This window comes from Brevibacterium sp. H602, from assembly GCF_051172395.1.
GTDB lineage: Bacteria > Actinomycetota > Actinomycetes > Actinomycetales > Brevibacteriaceae > Brevibacterium.
Genome location: NZ_JBPIZD010000001.1, coordinates 415562 through 434931, shown reverse-complemented (window position 1 = coordinate 434931; position 19370 = coordinate 415562). Strand labels below are relative to the sequence as shown.

The 19370-nt window shown below is 64.4% G+C and carries 19 protein-coding genes; 7 read left to right on the top strand and 12 right to left on the bottom strand.

What is annotated here, in order from left to right; all coding sequences use genetic code 11:
• Window positions 1-11: 11 nt before the first annotated feature.
• From ACSBQT_RS02065 to ACSBQT_RS02055, 3 genes are all read right to left on the bottom strand, one after another.
• Entirely contained in the window at window positions 12-1823 is a 1812-nt protein-coding gene (locus ACSBQT_RS02065; protein WP_410710308.1) for an acetyl/propionyl/methylcrotonyl-CoA carboxylase subunit alpha, read from the bottom strand.
• 123 nt (window positions 1824-1946) lie between these two features.
• Window positions 1947-2684, bottom strand: a complete 738-nt coding sequence (locus ACSBQT_RS02060; protein ID WP_410710307.1) for a Maf family protein — start codon at window positions 2682-2684, stop codon at window positions 1947-1949.
• On the bottom strand, window positions 2681-3712 hold the full coding sequence (locus ACSBQT_RS02055) for an SGNH/GDSL hydrolase family protein (RefSeq protein ID WP_410710306.1): 1032 nt from the start codon (window positions 3710-3712) through the stop codon (window positions 2681-2683). Before ACSBQT_RS02055 ends, ACSBQT_RS02060 begins: the two co-directional genes overlap by 4 nt.
• A 64-nt stretch (window positions 3713-3776) precedes the next feature.
• On the opposite strand from ACSBQT_RS02055, the gene ACSBQT_RS02050 reads away from it, so the two are divergent.
• Window positions 3777-5183 (top strand): AI-2E family transporter, encoded by a 1407-nt coding sequence (locus tag ACSBQT_RS02050; protein ID WP_435000764.1) that lies wholly within the window; start codon window positions 3777-3779, stop codon window positions 5181-5183.
• Window positions 5184-5235: 52 nt separating this feature from the next.
• Here the strand turns inward: ACSBQT_RS02050 and greA are convergent, their stop codons facing one another.
• Together greA and ACSBQT_RS02040 are read right to left on the bottom strand one after the other, a co-directional pair.
• Window positions 5236-5730: a transcription elongation factor GreA gene (gene greA, locus ACSBQT_RS02045; RefSeq protein WP_101546580.1), complete on the bottom strand. Its 495-nt coding sequence runs from the start codon at window positions 5728-5730 to the stop codon at window positions 5236-5238.
• A gap of 257 nt (window positions 5731-5987) precedes the next feature.
• The gene (locus ACSBQT_RS02040) at window positions 5988-6413 is read right to left on the bottom strand and encodes a DUF4307 domain-containing protein (RefSeq protein ID WP_410710304.1); all 426 of its coding nucleotides are present in this window, start codon (window positions 6411-6413) and stop codon (window positions 5988-5990) included.
• Window positions 6414-6536: 123 nt separating this feature from the next.
• Here ACSBQT_RS02040 and mca point away from each other — a divergent pair, with 123 nt between their 5' ends.
• Entirely contained in the window at window positions 6537-7547 is a 1011-nt protein-coding gene (gene mca / locus ACSBQT_RS02035) for a mycothiol conjugate amidase Mca (protein WP_410710303.1), read from the top strand.
• Window positions 7544-7927, top strand: a complete 384-nt coding sequence (locus tag ACSBQT_RS02030; RefSeq protein ID WP_410710302.1) for a hypothetical protein — start codon at window positions 7544-7546, stop codon at window positions 7925-7927. Before mca ends, ACSBQT_RS02030 begins: the two co-directional genes overlap by 4 nt.
• 113 nt (window positions 7928-8040) lie before the next feature.
• On the opposite strand, the gene trhA is transcribed toward ACSBQT_RS02030, so the two are convergent.
• Window positions 8041-8826, bottom strand: coding sequence for a PAQR family membrane homeostasis protein TrhA (trhA, locus tag ACSBQT_RS02025; protein ID WP_410710301.1), 786 nt, complete (start codon window positions 8824-8826; stop codon window positions 8041-8043).
• A gap of 103 nt (window positions 8827-8929) precedes the next feature.
• On the opposite strand from trhA, the gene ACSBQT_RS02020 reads away from it, so the two are divergent.
• Window positions 8930-9691 carry an isoprenyl transferase gene (locus ACSBQT_RS02020; protein WP_410710300.1) on the top strand — a complete coding sequence of 254 codons (762 nt, stop codon included), beginning with the start codon at window positions 8930-8932 and terminating at the stop codon, window positions 9689-9691.
• Window positions 9692-9902: 211 nt separating this feature from the next.
• Window positions 9903-11210: a PhoH family protein gene (locus ACSBQT_RS02015; protein WP_139466815.1), complete on the top strand. Its 1308-nt coding sequence runs from the start codon at window positions 9903-9905 to the stop codon at window positions 11208-11210.
• An 80-nt stretch (window positions 11211-11290) separates the two neighbouring features.
• On the opposite strand, the gene ACSBQT_RS02010 is transcribed toward ACSBQT_RS02015, so the two are convergent.
• From ACSBQT_RS02010 to glpX, 3 genes are all read right to left on the bottom strand, one after another.
• A complete protein-coding gene (locus tag ACSBQT_RS02010; protein ID WP_410710299.1) occupies window positions 11291-12694 on the bottom strand; it encodes a class II fumarate hydratase in 1404 nt (467 codons plus the stop codon).
• Between the two features lie 91 nt (window positions 12695-12785).
• Window positions 12786-13412 carry a carbonic anhydrase gene (locus ACSBQT_RS02005; RefSeq protein ID WP_410710298.1) on the bottom strand — a complete coding sequence of 209 codons (627 nt, stop codon included), beginning with the start codon at window positions 13410-13412 and terminating at the stop codon, window positions 12786-12788.
• A gap of 60 nt (window positions 13413-13472) precedes the next feature.
• Complete coding sequence (gene glpX, locus ACSBQT_RS02000; RefSeq protein WP_410710297.1) at window positions 13473-14597, bottom strand: class II fructose-bisphosphatase; 1125 nt, start codon at window positions 14595-14597, stop codon at window positions 13473-13475.
• 198 nt (window positions 14598-14795) lie between these two features.
• Here glpX and ACSBQT_RS01995 point away from each other — a divergent pair, with 198 nt between their 5' ends.
• Window positions 14796-15365, top strand: coding sequence for a DUF4245 domain-containing protein (locus tag ACSBQT_RS01995; RefSeq protein WP_410710296.1), 570 nt, complete (start codon window positions 14796-14798; stop codon window positions 15363-15365).
• Between the two features lie 39 nt (window positions 15366-15404).
• Here ACSBQT_RS01995 and ACSBQT_RS01990 read toward each other — a convergent pair whose 3' ends face one another.
• Both ACSBQT_RS01990 and xseA read right to left on the bottom strand, forming a co-directional pair.
• Entirely contained in the window at window positions 15405-15644 is a 240-nt protein-coding gene (locus ACSBQT_RS01990; protein WP_062861443.1) for an exodeoxyribonuclease VII small subunit, read from the bottom strand.
• 52 nt (window positions 15645-15696) lie between these two features.
• A complete protein-coding gene (gene xseA, locus ACSBQT_RS01985; protein ID WP_435000761.1) occupies window positions 15697-17004 on the bottom strand; it encodes an exodeoxyribonuclease VII large subunit in 1308 nt (435 codons plus the stop codon).
• Window positions 17005-17095: 91 nt separating this feature from the next.
• Here xseA and ACSBQT_RS01980 point away from each other — a divergent pair, with 91 nt between their 5' ends.
• Entirely contained in the window at window positions 17096-18112 is a 1017-nt protein-coding gene (locus ACSBQT_RS01980) for a 4-hydroxy-3-methylbut-2-enyl diphosphate reductase (RefSeq protein WP_435000760.1), read from the top strand.
• A gap of 6 nt (window positions 18113-18118) precedes the next feature.
• On the opposite strand, the gene ACSBQT_RS01975 is transcribed toward ACSBQT_RS01980, so the two are convergent.
• Window positions 18119-19315 (bottom strand): DNA recombination protein RmuC, encoded by a 1197-nt coding sequence (locus ACSBQT_RS01975; RefSeq protein WP_410710293.1) that lies wholly within the window; start codon window positions 19313-19315, stop codon window positions 18119-18121.
• Window positions 19316-19370: the final 55 nt, after the last annotated feature.

Sequence of the window (19370 nt, the reverse complement as noted above, 5' to 3'; positions counted from 1 at the left end):
GCGGGTGCGGCTCAGGCGGCGAAGCGGATGATCGCCTCACCGGACTTCACCGGGGCGCCTGCGTCGACGAGCACCTCGGAGACGGTGCCGGAGTGGCCGGCCTTGAGCGGCTGTTCCATCTTCATCGCCTCGATCACGGCAAGGGTGTCACCGGCTTCGACGGTGTCACCGGGGCTGACGGAGACGGAGACGATGGTGCCCTGCATGGGAGCGTTGAGCGCATTCGAGTCGTCGGCGATCTTCGCGCCCTTGCGGCTGCTCAGCCCGCGCTTGCGCCGCGGCACGCTGGGGCTGGGAACATGACCGAGGTCCGAGATGACGTCCTTGGGGACCGAAACGGTCATGCGGCGGCCATCGACCTCGACCACAACGCTGAAGCTGTCGGTTGCAGTACTCATCTGTTCTCCTAGCTGTGGATCGACAAGCGGATTGACGAAAGCGGTTTCGAGCCAGTTGGTCCAGACCTTGAAATCGGTGGCGAAGGCCTGTTCGTTCACGAGCACCCGATGCAGCGGCAGCAGCGTCGAGACACCCTCGATGCGGTATTCGGACAGGGCCCGGCGTGCTCGGGCCAGGGCCTCATCGCGGGTGGCGCCGGTGACGACGAGCTTGGCCAGCATCGGGTCGAAGTCCGTGCCGACGACGCTGCCTTCGCCGATGCCGGAATCCAGACGCACTCCGGGACCCGAAGGCGCACGGTAGTTCTTCACCGCGCCGGTGGCGGGGAAGAACGTCGTGGGGTCTTCGGCGTTGATGCGGAACTGGAAGGAATGTCCGCGCACGGCAGGGAATTGGTCGGGCAGGGCCTCGCCCGAAGCGATGCGCACCTGCCAGCCGACGAGGTCGACCCCGGTGACCTCCTCGGTGACGGTGTGCTCGACCTGGATGCGCGCGTTGGCTTCCATGAAGATGATCGTGCCGTCCTCGCCGAGGAGGAACTCACACGTCGCGGCGCCGACGTAGCCGACGTGGGCGAGCAGGCGTGCCGAGGCTTCGGAGACGATGCGCTCCTGTTCGGCGGTGAGGAACGGAGCGGGTGCCTCCTCGATGATCTTCTGGTTGCGGCGCTGCAGAGTGCAGTCACGCGTGGACACGATCCGCACATTGCCGTGGGCATCGGCCAGGCACTGGGTCTCGAGGTGACGGGGGCGCACGATCTGCTTCTCGATGAGGCACTCACCGCGTCCGAATGCGCTCTGTGCCTCGCGGGTCGCCGCAGTATAGGCGGCTTCGAGATCCTCGGCAGCAGCGCAGGCGCGGAAACCACGCCCGCCTCCGCCGTGGACGGCCTTGACGACGACGGGGAACCCGATCCGGTCGGCCACCTCGGCGGCCTCTGTCAGATCGGCTACGGCGCCGTCGGAACCGGGTGCGACGGGAGCGTCGACGGCCTCGGCGACGGCGCGGGCTCCGGACTTGTCACCGAGGAGTTCGATCGCCGCCGGGGGAGGACCGACCCAGATCAGCCCGGCATCGATGACGGCCTGCGCGAACTGTGCGTTCTCGGCCATATAGCCGTAACCGGGGTGGACGGCATCGGCGCCGGAGCGCTTGGCCAAAGCGAGGATCTTCTCGATGTCGAGATACGTCTCCCCGGCTCCGGAACCGTCCAGCAGCCACGCGTCGTCGGCGAGTTCGACGAAGTCGGCATCGGAATCGGCGCGGGTGTACACGGCGACGGCCTTGATGCCGAGGTCGTGGGCGGCCCGGATGATGCGCAGAGCGATCTCACCGCGGTTGGCGATGAGGACTCGGCGGACGGCCCCGGTCGGAACAGTGGTGCTCAGTGCCGAGGTCGTGGAGTCGGGGAGGACTGTGGTCATGGTGCTCCTTTGTATGATCACAGAACAATTTAGAGAACAGCACCAAGGGTTTGTAGGACAGCGATAAAAAATTGGGACGAGAACTTCAATGTCCTCGGGCGTGTCACCGGACCAGGGTCGAGTCTACCGCTTGAGAGCCCACAGATCGGGCCAGAACAGGCCCATGTCGGTGACCAATTCGCGTACGACGGGCAGACTGAGTCCGAGCACGGTGAGATGGTCGCCGTCGAGCCGGTCGACGAAGGCCCCACCATAGCCGTCGATCGTCAGCGCCCCGGCCACGTGGAAGGGCTCTTCGGTGGCGATGTACGCTTCGAGTTCCTCCGTGCTGGGTGCGCCGATGAGCACCGAGGTCGCCGACCGCTGCGAGCGCAGAGCGCTGAGATCGAAGGGTGCCGAGTCCGTTCGATCGGCACGGGCGGGGCTGTCACCGCTGCTGTCAGCTCCCGTTCGTCCGGCTGTGCCGTTCGCCGGCTGTGTCCGCGTGAGCACGGCGACCGTATGGCCCGAATGGAGCTGAGTCCATTGACCGGCGATCGCCGACCACACGTCGCGAGTGCGTTCGGCCGTTCCCGGTTTGCCGATGGCCTGTCCGTCGAATTCGAGCAGGGAGTCCCCGGCGATGACGACCACGGTGTCCGCGCCGTGAAGTGTCGGGGGAGCAGACGCGATGATCCGGTCGATGACCGCACGAGCTTTCGCCTCCGACAATGCTGTCGTGAGTTCGCCGACGGAGCCGGTGAAATCGTCCTCGATGGCACGTTCGTCGACCTCGGAGACGATGATGACCGGGTCGATTCCGCCGTCCCGGAGGATCTGGCGACGTGAAGGAGACTGGGAGGCGAGGACTACGGGGATCACGAGGCGGCTTCCGAACGATTCGGGACCGTTTCGGTGCCGGCGTCTTCTGTCACTGCCGCTTCTTCGGCATCTGGCTGCGCCTCGGGGTCGGTCTGGGTCTCGTCATCCGAATCGTTCTGGGCAGCAGATTGCGCCTCGGCGCCGGGGACCAGTTCGTGTCTGCGGGCGGTTTCGCCCTTCTCGGGGATGTCGAGGCTGCGGTCGACGATGATCGGTGCATCGATGCGTTCGGCGATTGCGGCCAGTAGGGTCGAGGACAGTTGCGCATAGCCGAGTTCGCTGGGGAATCGGCCCGAGTCGTTGAGCAGAGACCGGCGTGTCGTTCCGCTCAGCGATCCGGTCGACCGCAGCGGGACCGCACGCGCGGCCAGGGCGGCCAGCCATTGAGAGCCGGCGAGGACCCGCGAGGTCCGGCGCAGCGACGTCTTGAGCGGATCGCGCAGTCCCGGCAGACCGCCGAGATTGGGGCAGACGAGAACGAACACGGTGTAGCGGCCCTCGCGTTGGAGCCGATTGATGGCCTGATTGAGCACGGGAACGCCGATGGTTGCCTGGATCGGGTGGATGATGTCGCCGGTGCCGATCGAGATGATCGCGAACCGACGGTCCTCGGTCCAGTGGTCCGAGAGCTGGCGGGAAAGCCACGGCGAACGCAGGACTTCGTCCACCTGTCGATGCAGATCATCCGACAGCGCCGAGGGGCGGGCGGTCGTCTGGACCCGGACGGTGGTGCCGAGTATCCGCGCAAGTCCGCGGCCGATGAGAGTCGGGGGTGCCTGCTCCGGGTCGACATCGACCCCGCACAGCCAGGAGTCGCCGATGATGGCCAGCGCCGCGGAGTCGTCATCGTCGTTGTCACGTGGGGCGGCGATCGCCTCGGTGAAGGTGGAGTAGCGACGGTTCTTGTCGTCGTCGAAGGAACGGCGCAGCGACCCGGCCTGATGGCGGAGCAGTCCCGCCGCCGAGGCACCCGCGCCGACGACGGTCGCCCCCATCGTCGCCAGCGTATAGATCAAGCGTCTTCCCACTGATTTCCCTCCTCCGGCGTCATCATTGCACCTTTGTCAGTGCATCAACAACTATTGTTGAGTCATGAGCGAAAACGATCAGCAGCATCCTCCGAACCGATTCCGAGGGGCATGGGAGGCGTTCCGGCGCGGACGCGAGTCCTCCCGCTCCGAGTCCGAACCCGAGGTGACCCCGTCGCAGGCGGTCAGTCCCGAGGAGATCGCACTCAGCCGAATCGAAGCCGAGGCCAAACCGTATGTGGCTCCGGGTCTCAAGCTCGCCGCCGCGTGGTCGTGGCGGTCGATCGTCGTGCTCGTGGCGATCGGTGTGGCCCTGTGGCTGCTGTCGAAGATCTCCAGTGTCGTCCTGCCGGTGCTCATCGCTCTGCTGCTGGCAGCGCTGCTCGCGCCCCTGACCGGATGGCTGCGGAAGAAGGGCATGCCTCGAGGCGGGGCCGCGGCGATCTCCTTCATCGGGTTCATCGTCGTCGTCCTCGGACTCTTCGGCCTCGTCGGTCAGCAGATCTATTCCGGCATGCCCGACCTCGTCAAACAGGTCATCGCCGGTGTGTCCGGAATCAGCGGCTGGCTGGCTTCGAGTCCCTTCGGCATCGACGCCACGACGATCTCGAGCTATATCGACGAAGCTATCAAGACCGCGACGAACTTCTTCCAGAACAACAGCAGCCAGCTCCTCGGCGGTGCCCTGGAAGCCACCTCCTCGGTGGGCACCTTCCTCACCGGTATGGCCGTGTGCCTGTTCGCGACGTTCTTCTTCCTCTACGACGGACAGAACATCTTCAGGTGGGTGATGAACCTGCTGCCGGTCCCGGCCCGTCCCGTCGCCACGGGAGCCGCTCTGAAGGGGTGGACGACCCTCGTGCAGTACGTGCGGGTCCAGATCCTCGTCGCCGCTGTCGACGCGATCGGCATCGGCATCGGCGCAGCGTTCCTGGGGATCCCGCTGGTCATCCCCATGACGGTGTTGGTCTTCCTCACCTCGTTCGTCCCCGTCGTCGGAGCCATCGCCTCCGGTGCGGTCGCCGTGCTGGTGGCATTGGTCTCGAACGGTCTGGTCAGCGCGGTCATCATGCTCGCGGTTGTCATTGCCGTCCAGCAGATCGAAAGCCAGGTCCTCCAGCCGTTCCTCATGGGCAAAGCCGTGTCCGTTCATCCGCTGGCTGTGATCCTCGCAGTCACCGGCGGCGGCTTCCTCTTCGGCATCGTCGGCGCTCTCTTCGCCGTTCCCCTGGTGGCCGTTCTCAACAGCGTCGTCAGCTATATCGTGCGCACGAACGCCGGTGATTCCGAGGACACGGAGGACGACCCTGAACGTGACCCGGACGAACGCGAGGCCACAGCGGTCCTGGAGACGGCGAAGGAACGGCTCACCGATGCCGTCCACGAGTCCGCGGAAGACGAACGTGCATCAGGTTCCGGTTCGAGCGACTCCGGCGTTTCAGGAACGAAGGGCTCGCCTGATCCGGAGTGAATAGAGAAGTGGGCGGGTGCGATCGCACCCGCCCACTTCTAATCGGTCTCGATCAGCCGGTGAAGGCTTCGACGGAATCGACCTTGACCTCGATGGTCTTGCCGTTCGGAGCCTCGTATGAGGTCTTGTCGCCGGCCTTGACACCGAGGACAGCCGCTCCGAGCGGGGACTTCTCCGAGAAGACGTCGATATCGGAGTCTCCGGCGATCTCGCGGTTGCCCAGCAGGAATCGCATGGAGTTGCCGGCGACGCTGGCGGTCACGACTGTTCCGGGCGCCACGGTCTTGCCGTCGCTGTCGCTGGAGCCGACCTTCGCGTTCCGCAGCAGCACCTCGAGCTGGCGGATGCGTGCTTCCTGTTTGCCCTGCTCATCACGCGCTGCGTGATAACCGCTGTTCTCCTTCAAGTCACCCTCGTCGCGGGCGGCTTCGATCTTCTCAGCAATCTCTGCACGACCCGGTCCGGAGAGATGCTCGAGTTCCTTCGACAGGCGGTCAAAGGCTTCCTGGGTCAACCATGTCTCTTCCTGGGTGACTTCCTCGGTCATGACTTCTCCTTCTTCGGTCGGTGCACTGACGGGCGTGTCAGGCAACGAAAAAACCGGGCGTATGGGCACGCCCGGAAGTTGAATGAAACTACAGTGTAACGCATCTGCGGAGAAAAACGATGAGTTCGATCACGTCCCCGGCGGTGAGTCGGAGCTTCGCGACCGCTAGATGCGTCCTCGTGCGAGAACTATTCGAAGGTTCTCTAGACCCGACTCCTGTGCTTCCACCAGGCGACCGTTGCGGTCGAACGTTCGGCCTATTCGAACCAGCAGGAGTCGACGTGGCCGGAGGCGGCCAGCTGAGTCGTGGCCAGGTCCACATCGAGGCGCTTCGGCGAATTCGGATCGGCGTTCGGATCGGCGGGAACGGTCACCTCGGTGAAGCCGACGATCGCTTCGTGCTCATTCGTGGCCTGGACGATGCAGTGCACGCCGCGTTTCTGATCAGGAAATATTCCGACGGTGACGCGCGTTGAAGAATCGTCGACAACCGAATAGTCAAGAGTGCGCGGTGTTGTGGGATTCGTCTGCGGGCGGAATGCCCAGACGGCGATGACGGCGACCACCATGGCGAGGACGACGACGGCGATGATCTTCGCCCGACGGCTCAGATTCCGCTTGGGTTTGCGAGTTCGGCCGTAGCGATCGTCGTGCAGTGGTGGTGCCACTGTTACCTCAGTCATTGAATTCCTCTTTAAGTACTTCGCGCACTAATCTAGAGTAGTCGATCCTCTGCCGGCGATCATGTCAGCCGCAGCGCCGGCAGCAGGTGGCCACCAGGCTGAATCGAAAGGGACATTTAGGATATGACTTCGCTTCCGTACCATGGGCTGCGCCTGTTGGCCGTCCATGCCCACCCCGACGACGAATCCTCCAAGGGTGCGGCAACGAGCGCGAAGTACGCTTCACTGGGTGCCCGGGTGCTCATCGCCACCATGACCGGTGGCGAGGCCGGTGACATCCTCAACCCCGCTCTGCTGCAGAGCCCGAAGGCCAGCCGCGACATCGCCGGTCTCCGTCGTGAGGAGATGGCGACCGCTGCCGCAGCCCTCGGCGCCGAACATGTCTGGGTCGGTCACGTCGACTCGGGACTGCCCGACGGCGATTTCGACAACCAGACTCCTCCCGGATGCTTCTATCGGGTCCCCGACGAGGTGGCGATGCTTCCCCTCGTGCACATCATCCGGACCTTCCGTCCGCAGGTGGTGACCACCTACGACGAGCTCGGCGGATATCCTCACCCCGACCACATCAAGAACCACGCCGTGACCATGGCCGCCGTCGAAGCCGCCGCAGATGCGACCTCGCATCCCGAGCTCGGCGAACCGTGGCAGGTGCAGAAGATCTACTTCAACCAGGACCTGTCGGCGAAGAAGTGGATCACGATCCACGAGAAGATGCTCGAGGCGGGACTCGAGTCCCCGTTCGCCGACCACCTCGAGGATTTCAAGAAGCGTGACAACCAGCGCCACAACTGGCTGAGCACCCGCATCCCCTGCTCCGAGTTCTTCTCCGCCCGTGATCGCGCGCTGCTCTCCCACGCCACTCAGATCGACCCCGAAGGCGGTTTCTTCTCCGCGTCGCGCAAGGCAGCTCGCACGTATTGGCCGACAGAGGAGTTCGAACTGGCTCTTGACCTCACCGGTCGTGAGCCGCTGAACCGGGAGCTGGACTTCCAGGAGACCGATCTGTTCGCCGCCGTGACCTTCGATGACGGACGTCGCGTTCCCGATGAGGGAATGCTCCCGGACTCGCCGGCCGCCGAAGACCTCGACGCTGATTCCGCCGTCCCGACCGAAAGCGACACCCGCGCATGATCTTCGCGTCCTCTCCAGCCCCGACTCCGGACGGAGGCACACCGGACCCGGATCTGGTGACGCCCGGAACCATCGGCTTCCTGGCCACCCTCGCCATTGTCATCCTGACGATCTTCCTCATCCGGGACCTCATGCGTCGTGTCCGTCGGGTGCGGGCGCACTCGAGCGCCAGCGACGCCTATCCGATCCCGCTGCGCAGGCATGTGGTGCCCAACCAGTCGAAGCTCTCAGGGCCGGAGACACTCGAAACGGAGACCGTTGACAGCGAATCCGACGCAGCCGTCGACACCGGACCGTCCGATTCAGATCGCCGAGGCGGCTCGACGGAGGAGCCGATCGATTCCTCCGAGCCCTCCGACGAACGGAATGAACGAGCCTGAGGCTCTGAATCCTGAACCCTGAACTCTGGGGCCCGAGGTCCTGACCTGACAGACAACGGCGCGATCACCGATCGGTGATCGCGCCGTTGTCTGTGGGCTCAGTCGAATGGAGCTCAGTAGGCTGCGACGGCGGCGATGATGAGCGCAGCGAGGTGGCAACCGTAGCCGAGGATCGTGAAGATGTGGAAGATCTCATGGAAGCCGAGCCACTTCGGTGAGGGGTTCGGCCGCTTGATCCCGTAGATCACCGCGCCGGCGATATAGCACACGCCGCCGAGGACGACGAGGAGTCCGACAGGGAAGTTCGTGTCCCAGATCTGGGGAATGTATCCGACTCCGGCGACGCCGAACCCGACGTAGATGGGGACGAAGAGCCACCTCGGCGCGGTGGTGAAGATCGTACGGAAGGCCGCGCCGAGTGCGGCGGCACCCCACAGCACGGACAGCAGGAGGACTGCCTGGTCGGTACGGAGCATCAGCACTGCCAACGGTGTGTACGTGCCGGCGGTGATGAGGAAGATATTCGCGTGGTCGAGCCGCCGCAGGACGAGGCGGACGCGGGTGCGCCAGCGGCCGCGGTGGTAGACGGCGGAGGTGCCGAAGAGCAGCATGCCGGTGACGGCGAAGATCGCGGCGGCGATGCGCGACTCGATGGTCGGGGAGATGATCACCAGGGCCAGGCCGCCGAGCATCGCCAGAGGGAACGCCCCGGCGTGGAACCAGCCGCGCAGCTTCGGCTTGACCTGTCCCGCCAGCTTGGTCAGTTCGGCGCGCAGTGCTGAGCGGCGACGGGCGATGCGGTGGTCGTCGGCGGGCGGACCATCATCCGCACCTGCTGAACCGACCGGACCGGAGCCGTCGGGAACGACCGGAGAGGAATCGGTGAGCGAAGCATTCATAGCTCCATAGTAGCCAGCGGACCTGAGGCCTCATTCAGCATCGTCGGCTAGTAGTCTGTACAGTATTCGAACCGACCAACGACCCATGTGGAAGAGGACAGCTGTGGCGCGACCCGTGAACCTGCTCTATCGGCTGTACGAGCGACGGCTCAAACGTGAGCTCGACAAGTCGGTTCCGGTTCCTCGTCACGTCGGAGTCATCACCGACGGCAACCGTCGATGGGCCAAGGAGTTCGGCGCGACGACCGCTGACGGTCACCGTGCCGGAGCGGCGAAGATCGTCGAGTTCCTCGGCTGGTGCCACGAGATCGATGTCGAGATCGTCACTCTCTACGTTCTGTCCAAAGAGAACCTCGCCCGGTCGGCAGAAGAGGTGTCGATCCTTATCGAGATCATCTCGGATCTGGTGGAGAAGATCGCAGCTCTCGACGGAGTCGGCGTCCAGCTCGTCGGTGATCTCGACATCGTTCCCCCGGATCTGCGTGCCCGCCTCGAAGCGGTGACGACGACCGAGGACTGTGGAATGCGCGTCAACGTCGCCGTCGGCTACGGCGGTCGGCAGGAGATCGTCAATGCGGTGAAGTCCCTGCTGCGCACACGGACCGACAACGGCACGGACCTGGAGTCGATCATCTCCGAACTGTCGCCGGAGCAGATCGGCGAACACCTCTACACCAAGGGCCAACCCGATCCCGACCTCATCATCCGCTCCTCGGGAGAGCAGCGACTCTCCGGGTTCCTCATGTGGCAGAGTGCCTATTCGGAGTTCTACTTCTGCGAAGCCTATTGGCCGGACTTCCGCCGCACGGACTTCCTCCGAGCTGTGCGCGACTACGGTCTGCGGCAGCGCCGCTTCGGCAAATAGACCGTACCCGCCGCCGGTGAGACCTACCGGTCGTCTGACGGCGGAATCCCGCATTCACTCGAAGTTCATGACCCCGACTTGCCCGAGCACGCGTGCCGCTACCGCCTGCGGGGGCGAACCGGGTTAGGTTGGCTGTAGTTGGTCGACACCAACCCGAGATCGGGGGATGTCAGAACCGGATCTCGGCGGAACTCACGCCTCAGAGGTCCTCATGGCTGAAAAAGTCCACACCTACGTTCTCGACACCTCGGTGCTGCTGTCGGATCCCGGAGCACTTCTGCGCTTCGCCGAACACCACGTCGTCATCCCGCTCATCGTCGTCTCCGAACTCGAGGGCAAACGCAATCATCCCGAACTCGGATTCACCGCGCGCAAAGCCCTCCACATCCTCGACGACTTCCGTTCCGACTACGACCGATTGGATCAGCCCATTCCGGTCGGTGATGCTGGCGGAACACTGCGGGTCGAGCTCAACCACATCGACGCCTCCACGATGCCGGTCGGCTTCGACCGGACGGAGAACGACACCCGCATCCTGGCCGTGGCCCGCAACCTCTCTGCCGAAGGCTGTGACGTGGTCGTCGTGACCAAGGACGTGCCGATGCGAGTGAAAGCTTCGGCCCTGGGTCTGCACGCTGAGGAGTATCTGGCGGAGCTTGCCGTCGACTCCGGGTTCACCGGGATGAGCGAGCTCGGCCTCGACGACGAGCAGATGAGCGAGTTCTACGATTCGGGGTCGGTCGTCACCGAGGATGTCTCCGACGAGGTGGTCAACACCGGGGTCGTCATCACCTCACCGCGCGGATCCGGACTGGGACGGGTGCGCAGCGGCAACCGAGTGTCGATGGTGCGCGGGGATCGTGACATCTTCGGCGTCCACGGACGGTCGGCGGAACAGCGGATCGCCATCGACATGCTGCTCGACGATGCCCTGGGGATCGTGTCGATGGGAGGGCGAGCCGGCACGGGGAAGTCCGCGCTGGCCCTCATGGCGGGTCTGCAGAAGGTGCTCGAGGAGAACAAGCACTCGAAGATCATGGTCTTCCGTCCCCTCTACGCCGTGGGCGGGCAGAACCTCGGTTACCTGCCCGGCAGCGAAGGGGAGAAGATGAACCCCTGGGCGGAGGCCGTGTTCGACACCCTCAGTGCGCTGGTGAGCAAAAACGTCATCGACGAGGTGGTCAACAGGGAGATCCTCGAGGTGCTTCCGCTCACCCACATCCGCGGACGGTCCCTCCACGATGCGTTCGTCATCGTCGATGAGGCACAGTCGTTGGAGCGCAATGTTCTGCTGACCGTGCTCTCACGCATCGGAATGAACTCGAAGGTGGTGCTCACCCACGATGTCGCCCAGCGCGACAACCTGCGAGTGGGCAGGCATGACGGAGTCGCCGCGGTGATCGAGAAGCTCAAGGGCCACGAACTGTTCGCGCACGTCACGCTGACGCGGTCGGAGCGGTCGGAGATCGCCGCCCTGGTCACCGATGTGCTCGAGGAATTCGACCCGTTCCGGTCCTGAGCCTCTGAACGGATCGACAGCGTGAAACGGCGCCCGGACGAAATCGTCCGGGCGCCGTTGCGATCTGTCAGATCGGAGGCTTACTTGTAGCTGCCGATCATCGTGGTGACGTCGAGGGCCTTGTCGAGGTCAGCCTCGGTGATGGAGCCGTTCTCGACGAAGCCGAGAGCGATCGTGGCTTCCTTGACGGTCATCTTGTTGGCCACGGCGTGCTTGGCGATCTTCGCCGCCGCCTCGTAGCCGATGACCTTGTTCAGAGGGGTGACGATGGAGGGGCTCGCCTCGGCGAGGAAGCGGGCACGCTCCTCGTTGGCGGTGAGTCCGTCGATCATCTTCTCGGCCATGACGGTCGAGGCATTCGCGAGCAGGCGGATCGATTCGAGCAGGTTCGAGGCCATGACGGGGATGCCGACGTTGAGTTCGAACGCGCCGTTGGTCGACGACAGCGACACGGAGGTGTCGTTGCCGATGACCTGGGCTGCGACCTGAATGGTGGCCTCGCAGATGACCGGATTGACCTTGCCGGGCATGATCGACGAACCGGGCTGCAGGTCGGGGATGGCGATCTCGCCGAGGCCGGTGTTCGGTCCCGAACCCATCCAGCGCAGGTCGTTGCAGATCTTCATGTAGCCGTAGGCGATGGTCCGCAGCTGACCGGAGGCCTCGACGAGCCCATCGCGGTTGGCCTGGGCCTCGAAGTGGTTGCGAGCTTCGGTGATCGGCAGTCCGGTCTCCTCCGCGAGGATCTCGACTACGCGTGAGGAGAAGCCGTCGGGGGTGTTGATGCCGGTGCCCACAGCGGTTCCGCCCTGCGGGACCTCCGCCACGCGCGGCAGGGAAGCCTCGATGCGCTCGATTCCGTAACGGACCTGAGCTGCGTAGCCGCCGAACTCCTGACCGAGAGTCACCGGAGTGGCATCCATGAGGTGGGTGCGTCCGGACTTGACGATGGAGGAGAACGCCTTCGCCTTCTTCTCCAGCGAAGTCGCCAGGGTGTCCATGGCCGGGATGAGCGTGTTGACCAGGGCCTTGGTCACGGCCAGGTGCACCGAGGTGGGGAAGACGTCGTTCGACGACTGCGAGGCGTTGACATGGTCGTTCGGGTGGACGTTGACTCCGTCGGCTTCGAGCGCCTTGGTCGCCAGCGAGGCAAGGACCTCGTTGGTGTTCATGTTCGACGAGGTTCCCGAACCGGTCTGGAACACGTCGATGGGGAAGTGGGCGTCGAATTCGCCTGCAATGACCTGATCGGCGGCGTTCTGGATGGCTGTGGCGCGGGCTTCGTCGAGCACGCCGAGTTCGGCGTTGGCCTTCGCCGCGGCCTTCTTCACCTGTGCCAGTGCGGCGATGTGGGCTGATTCGAGGGTCTTGCCCGAGATCGGGAAGTTCTCGACGGCACGCTGGGTCTGTGCGCTGTAGAGGGCGTCCTTGGGGACTTTGACCTCGCCCATGGTGTCGTGTTCGATGCGAAATTCTTCGGTCATTGTTGTCCTTTCCGTTGGGTGCCTGGGAAATGATTGCGGAGCTCAGGCTCGTTGGGAGACTGAACGGCTGACCACCGAAGTGGCCGGTCGCTCAGGAAGCATAGGTGGAGACCGCGGCCTCGTCGCCTCCGTACTGCGCGACGACCGTGGTGTGGCCGTCGTGGAGTTGGTAGGTGAGTCCGACGATGATGAGTCGGCCCTCGTCGACGGCGGTCTTGATGATCGTGGACAGCTGCATGATCTTGTCGACCGTGTCCATGGTGTTCTGACCGACGGTCTCGTTGATCGTGGTGCGCCCGTTCTTTCGGGCCCGGGCCACCGTCGGCAGGATGCGGGCGACGACGTCGGAGATGAATCCCGGGGGAGTCTCACCTGAGTCGTATGCGTTGTAGGCGGCGGTCACGGCCCCGCAGCTGTCGTGGCCGAGCACGACGAGCAGGGGAGTGCCGAGCATCTCGACTCCGTATTCGAGAGACCCCAAGGTGACAGGGTCGACGACCTGTCCGGCATTGCGCACGACGAACATGTCACCGAGGCCGACATCGAAGATCATCTCCGCGGCGACTCGGGAATCCGAGCAGCCGAAGAGAGTGACGAACGGGGTCTGGCTGCCCGACAGCGACTCACGTCGTGCCGTGTCCTGGTTCGGGTGCTGAGGGACATCGTCGACGAAACGCTGGTTTCCCTCGAGGAGTCGCTTCCACGCCTGATTGGGCATTGCTTTCGCACCTGCTTCCGAGTTGTGTGTATCGCGCCCGGGACCGGGTGCGTTTGGAGGTCAGACCAGTCCGCGGCGTGCGGCTTCTTCGGCGGCCTCCACGTAGGAGTGGGTCTTCGCGGCCTGGTGCTCGGCGAAGACCTGACGGACGGTTCCCGACTTCGACCGCATCACCAGGGAATGTGTGGTGACGTGGCTGCCCTGGAACTTCACACCGTCGAGCAGGTCGCCGTTCGTGATGCCCGTGGCGACGAAGTAGCTGTTGTCACCGGTGACGAGGTCGTCGGTGTTGAGCACCTTGTTGACGTCGAGGCCGGCCTTGGCGGCGGCTTCGCGTTCGGCGTCGTCCTGCGGCCACAGACGGCCCTGGATGACTCCGCCGAGTGCCTTGATGGCGCAGGCGGTGATGATGCCCTCGGGGGTGCCGCCGATGCCCATGAGCATGTCGACGCCGGTTCCCGGACGGCAGGCGGCGATGGCTCCGGCGACGTCGCCGTCGGTGATGAGCTGGATGCGGGCTCCGGCGGCGCGGATCTCATCGATCATCTGCTGGTGGCGGGGGCGGTCGAGGATCATCACCGTGACCGAGGCGGGATCCTTCGTTCCCTTCGCCTTGGCGACGCGGCGGATGTTCTCAGCGATCGGCAGACGCAGATCGACGGCGTCAGCGGCATCGGGTCCGGTGACGAGCTTCTCCATGTAGAACACGGCAGAGGGGTCATACATCGCACCGTCTTCGGTCACAGCCATGACAGAGATCGCATTGGGCATGCCCAGAGCGGTCAGGCGAGTGCCGTCGATCGGGTCGACAGCAACATCGCAGTGCGGTCCGCCGCCGTCGCCGACCTGCTCGCCATTGAAGAGCATCGGAGCTTCGTCCTTCTCACCCTCGCCGATGACGACGGTGCCGGCCATGCGGACGGTGGAGATGACATTGCGCATCGCGGCCACGGCTGCTCCGTCGGCTGCGTTCTTGTCGCCGCGGCCGACCCAGGGGGCGGCGGCGATGGCCGCGGCCTCGGTGACTCGGACGAGCTCCAGAGCCAAGTTGCGGTCGGGAGCATCCGACTCGACCTGAGCCTTCTGCGACCATGAGTCGGTCACTGCGACAGGCGGAGCCTCCTCATCAACTCGTCCTCGGTCATGGTGAGATTTCACGTCAACAGGCTCATTGGAGTCACTCATGCTTCCAATTGTGCCACCCCTGTGATCGGGGTCGCGACAGCGGTGCCTGCTTGTGGCCGCAGTCACGTCCTCGGACCGGAATTGGCCCTTCGCGCGCGAGCCGAGGACAATGGCGGTGTGAATGTCCGAAATGCTGCCGACGAGACGGGTACTCGAACGGTCGTCGACGAGACGACGCCGAGTCCTAGGGGAGAGTCCATGGCTGATGAGTCCGGAGTGATGCTGCCGGGGTCCCGGGAAGAGATGCGCTTCCTGCGCAAGAACTCGAACTGGGTCAATATGGTCATCGCGATCCTCGCCTGTCTCGCAGTCGCCGTCGGGATCCTGTTCCTCGCCCCGCAGCCCGAAGTCGACTCAGAACGTGTCGTCGACTATCAGGGGATCGCCGAGCAGTCCCAGGGCAACGCCGAGTTCGACCTCATCGTTCCGCAGATCCCGCGCGGATGGACGTCGAACGAGGCCAGCCTCGATCGTATGGGCGACTCCGAATACACCTCGTGGTACATGTCGTTCATCGGCCCCGACGACCAGTGGGTGAGCATCGAGCAGGCCGAAGCCAGCGCGAACTGGGCGAAGCGGAAGACCGACGAGGCTGTCGCTGCCGAGAAGGTGACAGTCGGCGGTGCTGACTTCCAGATCTACCGCACTGAAGAGGCGAAAGAATACTGGGTCACGCACAAAGGCGATATGTACGTCGTTCTGACTGCCACCGCTGCGCCGGACACCGTCAACAGCTTCGCCGATCAGGTGGCCGCCGAACTCAAGTGATCGCGGCGGCCCTGGCTGAACTTCGGCTGACCCGGAGACCTATTCGGTGTCGTCCGAGGTCTCCTCACGGGCCTTGTCAAGGCGCTCCCGCGCTCCATCGAGCCACGACTGGCACCGGTCGGCGAGAGCCTCGCCGCGCTCCCACAGCCGCAGTGACTCTTCGAGCGGCAGGTTGCCGGTCTCCAAACGCTTGACGGTCATGACGAGTTCTTCGCGGGCCTGCTCGTAGCTGAGCGTGCTGATATCGGGTTGGTCCTGTTGTGTCGTCGGTTCGGTCATCGGTGTCTCCTTCGCAGAGTGTGTGGAACGTGTACAGAGTGTGGAAACGTGGTCAATCGTCGGTTGTCGGTTCGCCGGTCTCCGGAGTGACCTCGGTGATATCGGCGTCGAAACGACCGCGAGCGACCCGGACATGGACGCTGTCGCCGGCGGCGACCTCGGCGGCGTTGCGAACGGCCTGACCGTCGTCGGTCTGGACCACGGCGTAGCCGCGCTCCAAGGTCCGCAGGGGAGAGAGGGACCTGGCTTGTGAACGGAGATGCTGGATCTCGTTCTGAGCCTGGATGAGCAGTCCGTTCGTCGCCTGCAAGCTGCGGCGGCGGATCATCGTCAGTTCGTTCTCATGCGCGGTGATCATCGTCTGCGGTTCGGCAAGCACGGGCCGTGAGCGCACGGCGGTGAGCATCTCCTGCTCTCGGTCGAGGATGCGGTTGACGGCGGCATCCAATTCGGCACGAGCACGCAGCAGATTCATGCCTTCTTCGGCGACGTCCGGCACGATCCTCTTCGCAGCATCCGTGGGTGTTGACGCCCGCAGGTCCGCGACGTCATCGAGAATGGGCCGGTCGGCCTCGTGCCCGATCGCCGAGACTACCGGTGTCTGCGCGGCTGAGACGGCACGGACGAGGGCTTCGTTGGAGAACGGCAGGAGGTCTTCCATGCTGCCGCCGCCGCGGGCGATGACGATGACATCGATCTGCGGGTCCGCATCGAGCTCGGCGAGGTTCTTCATCACTCCCGGCACGGCATCCGGTCCCTGCACGGCACAGTTGCGGACTTCGAATTCGGCGGCAGGCCAGCGCAGATGCACATTGCGGATGACGTCCTTCTGCGCATCCGAATCCCGCCCGGTGATCAGTCCGATCCGGTTCGGCAGGAACGGCAGGCGCAGCTTCCGGTTGGGATCGAAGAGCCCCTCGGCGCCCAGCTGCTTCTTCAGTCGTTCGAGGCGTGCGAGGAGTTCACCGAGGCCGACGGCGCGGATATCGTTGGCCCGCATCGTCAGCCGGCCGGTCTTCGTCCAGAAATCGGCTTTGAGATTGGCGACGACGTGGCTGCCCTCGGTGAGAGGAGCCCCGGTGCGGTCGAGGACGTTCTTCCAGATCTGGACCGGCAGAGACATCTCGACATCGGTGTCGCGCAGGGTCAGATAGCTGGCCTTGCCGCGATGGTTGAGCTCGACCACCTGCCCTTCGATCCACACGCTCGACATGCGGTCGATATAGGACTTCATCTTCGAAGACAGCAGACTCAGCGGCCACGGATTCTCCGCCGTGGTCTCGGCTGCGGTGGCGGCGAGCTCTTTCGGCTCGGCCGTTTCGCCGAGCGTGCCGGGAGTGCCGGAAATTCTTTGCGCCATTTAAGTCCCCTTCCGAATCCCAAGCCTAACGAACGGCACTGACGCAGCCCATTCCTGGCCGCAGTCGATGCCTCCGGCTTAGACTGAACGGGTGAGCGTCGTTTCAGTACCTGCCCCGACCATTCCGCGCCGGCGTCTGGCACCTGGCGAGATCCGCACTCCGGTCAATGCTGACAAGAGGGTGCTGCTGGCCGCACCGCGCGGCTACTGTGCCGGCGTAGATCGTGCCGTGATCGCCGTCGAACGCGCCCTCGAGCACTTCGGCGCACCGATCTATGTCCGCAAGGAGATCGTGCACAACCGGCATGTCGTCGAGACCTTGTCCGAACGCGGGGCGGTCTTCGTCGATGACACCGCTGAAGTCCCGGAAGGTGCTCGGGTCGTGTTCTCCGCCCACGGAGTCTCACCGGCCGTGCACACCGAGGCTGCCCAGCGTTCGCTGTCGACGATCGATGCGACATGCCCGTTGGTGACGAAAGTCCACAAGGAGGCCATCCGGTTCGCCCGGGACGGCTTCCGCATCCTCCTCGTCGGCCATGCTGGACACGAAGAGGTCGAAGGGACCATGGGAGAGGCCCCGGACCATATCACTCTGGTGCAGAACCCCGAGGAGGCGCGCACCATCGAGGTGCCTGACGCCGAGAAGCTGGTGTGGATCTCCCAGACGACACTGAGCGTGGACGAGACGATGGAGACCGTCGAGATCCTGCGTAAGCGCTTCCCACATCTGCAGAACCCACCCAGCGATGACATCTGCTATGCCACACAGAACCGACAGGTTGCAGTGAAGAAGATCGGGCCCGAAGCGGATCTCGTCATCGTCGTCGGGTCGGCGAACTCCTCCAATTCTGTCCGCCTCGTCGAGGTCGCCCTCGAACACGGGGCGAAGGCGGCTCACCGTGTCGATTTTGCTCGTGAGATCGACGAGACGTGGTTCCACGACGTCGCCACCGTCGGAGTCACCTCCGGGGCGAGCGTTCCCGAGAACCTCGTCCAAGACGTGTTGCACCTGCTGGCTGACTACGGTTTCGACACCGTCGAAGAAGTCGTCACTGCCGAAGAGGACCTCATCTTCTCGCTGCCGAAGGAACTGCGCAAACTCGGCTGACGATCCTCAGTCCGTCCCCGTCTGCCGATCACGCAGATGAGTCGGTCCGCGATCATCGAAGTCCATGGCTCGCGGCCGACTGAGCTCCTCGGCGCTGACGCCCCGAGCGCGAGTATCGAGTTCGGCCACGGCATCGAGCTCATCGGCGACGATGCCGGTCGACGGGAACTTCCTCGCGGTGACGAGGAACCGGGACTCCAAGGACGAGACGAACCGGTTGTAGTCCTCGACCGACCGATCCAGACTGGCACCCATCCGAGACACATGAGACACCAGCGTGCCGACGCGTTCGTAGAGTTCCGTGCCCAGCCGCAGCACTTCGGCCGCCGAGGTGGACATGTCGGCCTGCCGCCAGTTGAGTGCCACGGTCTTCAGCAGCACCAGCAGAGTCGCCGGTGATGCGAGGACGACGTTCTTGCCCAGCGCATGGTCGATCATCTTCGGGTAGCTTGCCGCAGCTGCCGAGAGCAGCCCGTCGGTGGGGACGAAGCAGACGACGAAGTCAGGGGAGGAGTCGAACGCCTTCCAATACTCCTTCGACGCCAGAGCATCGACGTGGCGCAGCAGCGCACGGGCATGGTCCTGACCGCCCGTGCCAGAGTCGGCCGCCTCGCCGGAGTCCTCGTTCATCCGCGCCGACAGAGGAGTCTTCGCATCGATGACGATCGTGCCGCCGCCGGGCAGACGGACGACCATATCGGGGCGGTGGCGCTTACCATCACGGTCGGCGCTGACCTGGGTGTCGAAGTCGACGTGGGGGAGGAGACCGGCATATTCGACGATGCGTCTGAGTTGGACTTCGCCCCAATCTCCACGATGGGTCGTCGAATTCAAAGCGTTGGCCAGTGACCCGGTGGACTCCTGGAGACGGAGGTTCTGTTGGCTGAGGTGCCCGATCTGAGAGTTCAGTCGGGTGATCTGTTCGATCTGCGTGCGGTCCTGAGAGTGCAGGTTCTCCTGCAGATTCTTCACGCTTGCCGCCAACGGCCCGATGGCCGCGGTGATCTCACCGGCCATCTGAGCGTCGGCCTCGAGATCTTCTGTGCGCTGGGACAGGATGCGTGATGTGGTCTCGGCGCGAGTGAGTCTCTCGAGGTACCGGGACCGTGTGAGGGTACGCCCGAGGAGGAACCCGAGGGCGGCGGCGAGGACGATCGCCACGATGAAGCCGATGATGACTGCGGCAGCGGGGAAAGCATTCATGGTCCCAGGGTGACAGAGGGCACTGACACGAGAATTCGAGGACCACCTCGGCGAC

Excerpts from the sequence above, each read along its gene's own strand:
- ACSBQT_RS02030 (WP_410710302.1), top strand. The coding sequence starts at position 7,544 with ATGATCTTCGCGTCCTCTCCAGCCCCGACTCCGGACGGAGGCACACCG.
- glpX (WP_410710297.1), bottom strand. The coding sequence starts at position 14,597 with ATGAGTGACTCCAATGAGCCTGTTGACGTGAAATCTCACCATGACCGA.
- ACSBQT_RS02065 (WP_410710308.1), bottom strand. The coding sequence starts at position 1,823 with ATGACCACAGTCCTCCCCGACTCCACGACCTCGGCACTGAGCACCACT.
- ACSBQT_RS02010 (WP_410710299.1), bottom strand. The coding sequence starts at position 12,694 with ATGACCGAAGAATTTCGCATCGAACACGACACCATGGGCGAGGTCAAA.
- ACSBQT_RS02015 (WP_139466815.1), top strand. The coding sequence starts at position 9,903 with ATGGCTGAAAAAGTCCACACCTACGTTCTCGACACCTCGGTGCTGCTG.
- ACSBQT_RS01975 (WP_410710293.1), bottom strand. The coding sequence starts at position 19,315 with ATGAATGCTTTCCCCGCTGCCGCAGTCATCATCGGCTTCATCGTGGCG.
- xseA (WP_435000761.1), bottom strand. The coding sequence starts at position 17,004 with ATGGCGCAAAGAATTTCCGGCACTCCCGGCACGCTCGGCGAAACGGCC.
- ACSBQT_RS02050 (WP_435000764.1), top strand. The coding sequence starts at position 3,777 with ATGAGCGAAAACGATCAGCAGCATCCTCCGAACCGATTCCGAGGGGCA.
- ACSBQT_RS01990 (WP_062861443.1), bottom strand. The coding sequence starts at position 15,644 with ATGACCGAACCGACGACACAACAGGACCAACCCGATATCAGCACGCTC.
- greA (WP_101546580.1), bottom strand. The coding sequence starts at position 5,730 with ATGACCGAGGAAGTCACCCAGGAAGAGACATGGTTGACCCAGGAAGCC.
- ACSBQT_RS01995 (WP_410710296.1), top strand. The coding sequence starts at position 14,796 with ATGGCTGATGAGTCCGGAGTGATGCTGCCGGGGTCCCGGGAAGAGATG.
- trhA (WP_410710301.1), bottom strand. The coding sequence starts at position 8,826 with ATGAATGCTTCGCTCACCGATTCCTCTCCGGTCGTTCCCGACGGCTCC.
- mca (WP_410710303.1), top strand. The coding sequence starts at position 6,537 with ATGACTTCGCTTCCGTACCATGGGCTGCGCCTGTTGGCCGTCCATGCC.
- ACSBQT_RS02005 (WP_410710298.1), bottom strand. The coding sequence starts at position 13,412 with ATGCCCAATCAGGCGTGGAAGCGACTCCTCGAGGGAAACCAGCGTTTC.
- ACSBQT_RS02040 (WP_410710304.1), bottom strand. The coding sequence starts at position 6,413 with ATGACTGAGGTAACAGTGGCACCACCACTGCACGACGATCGCTACGGC.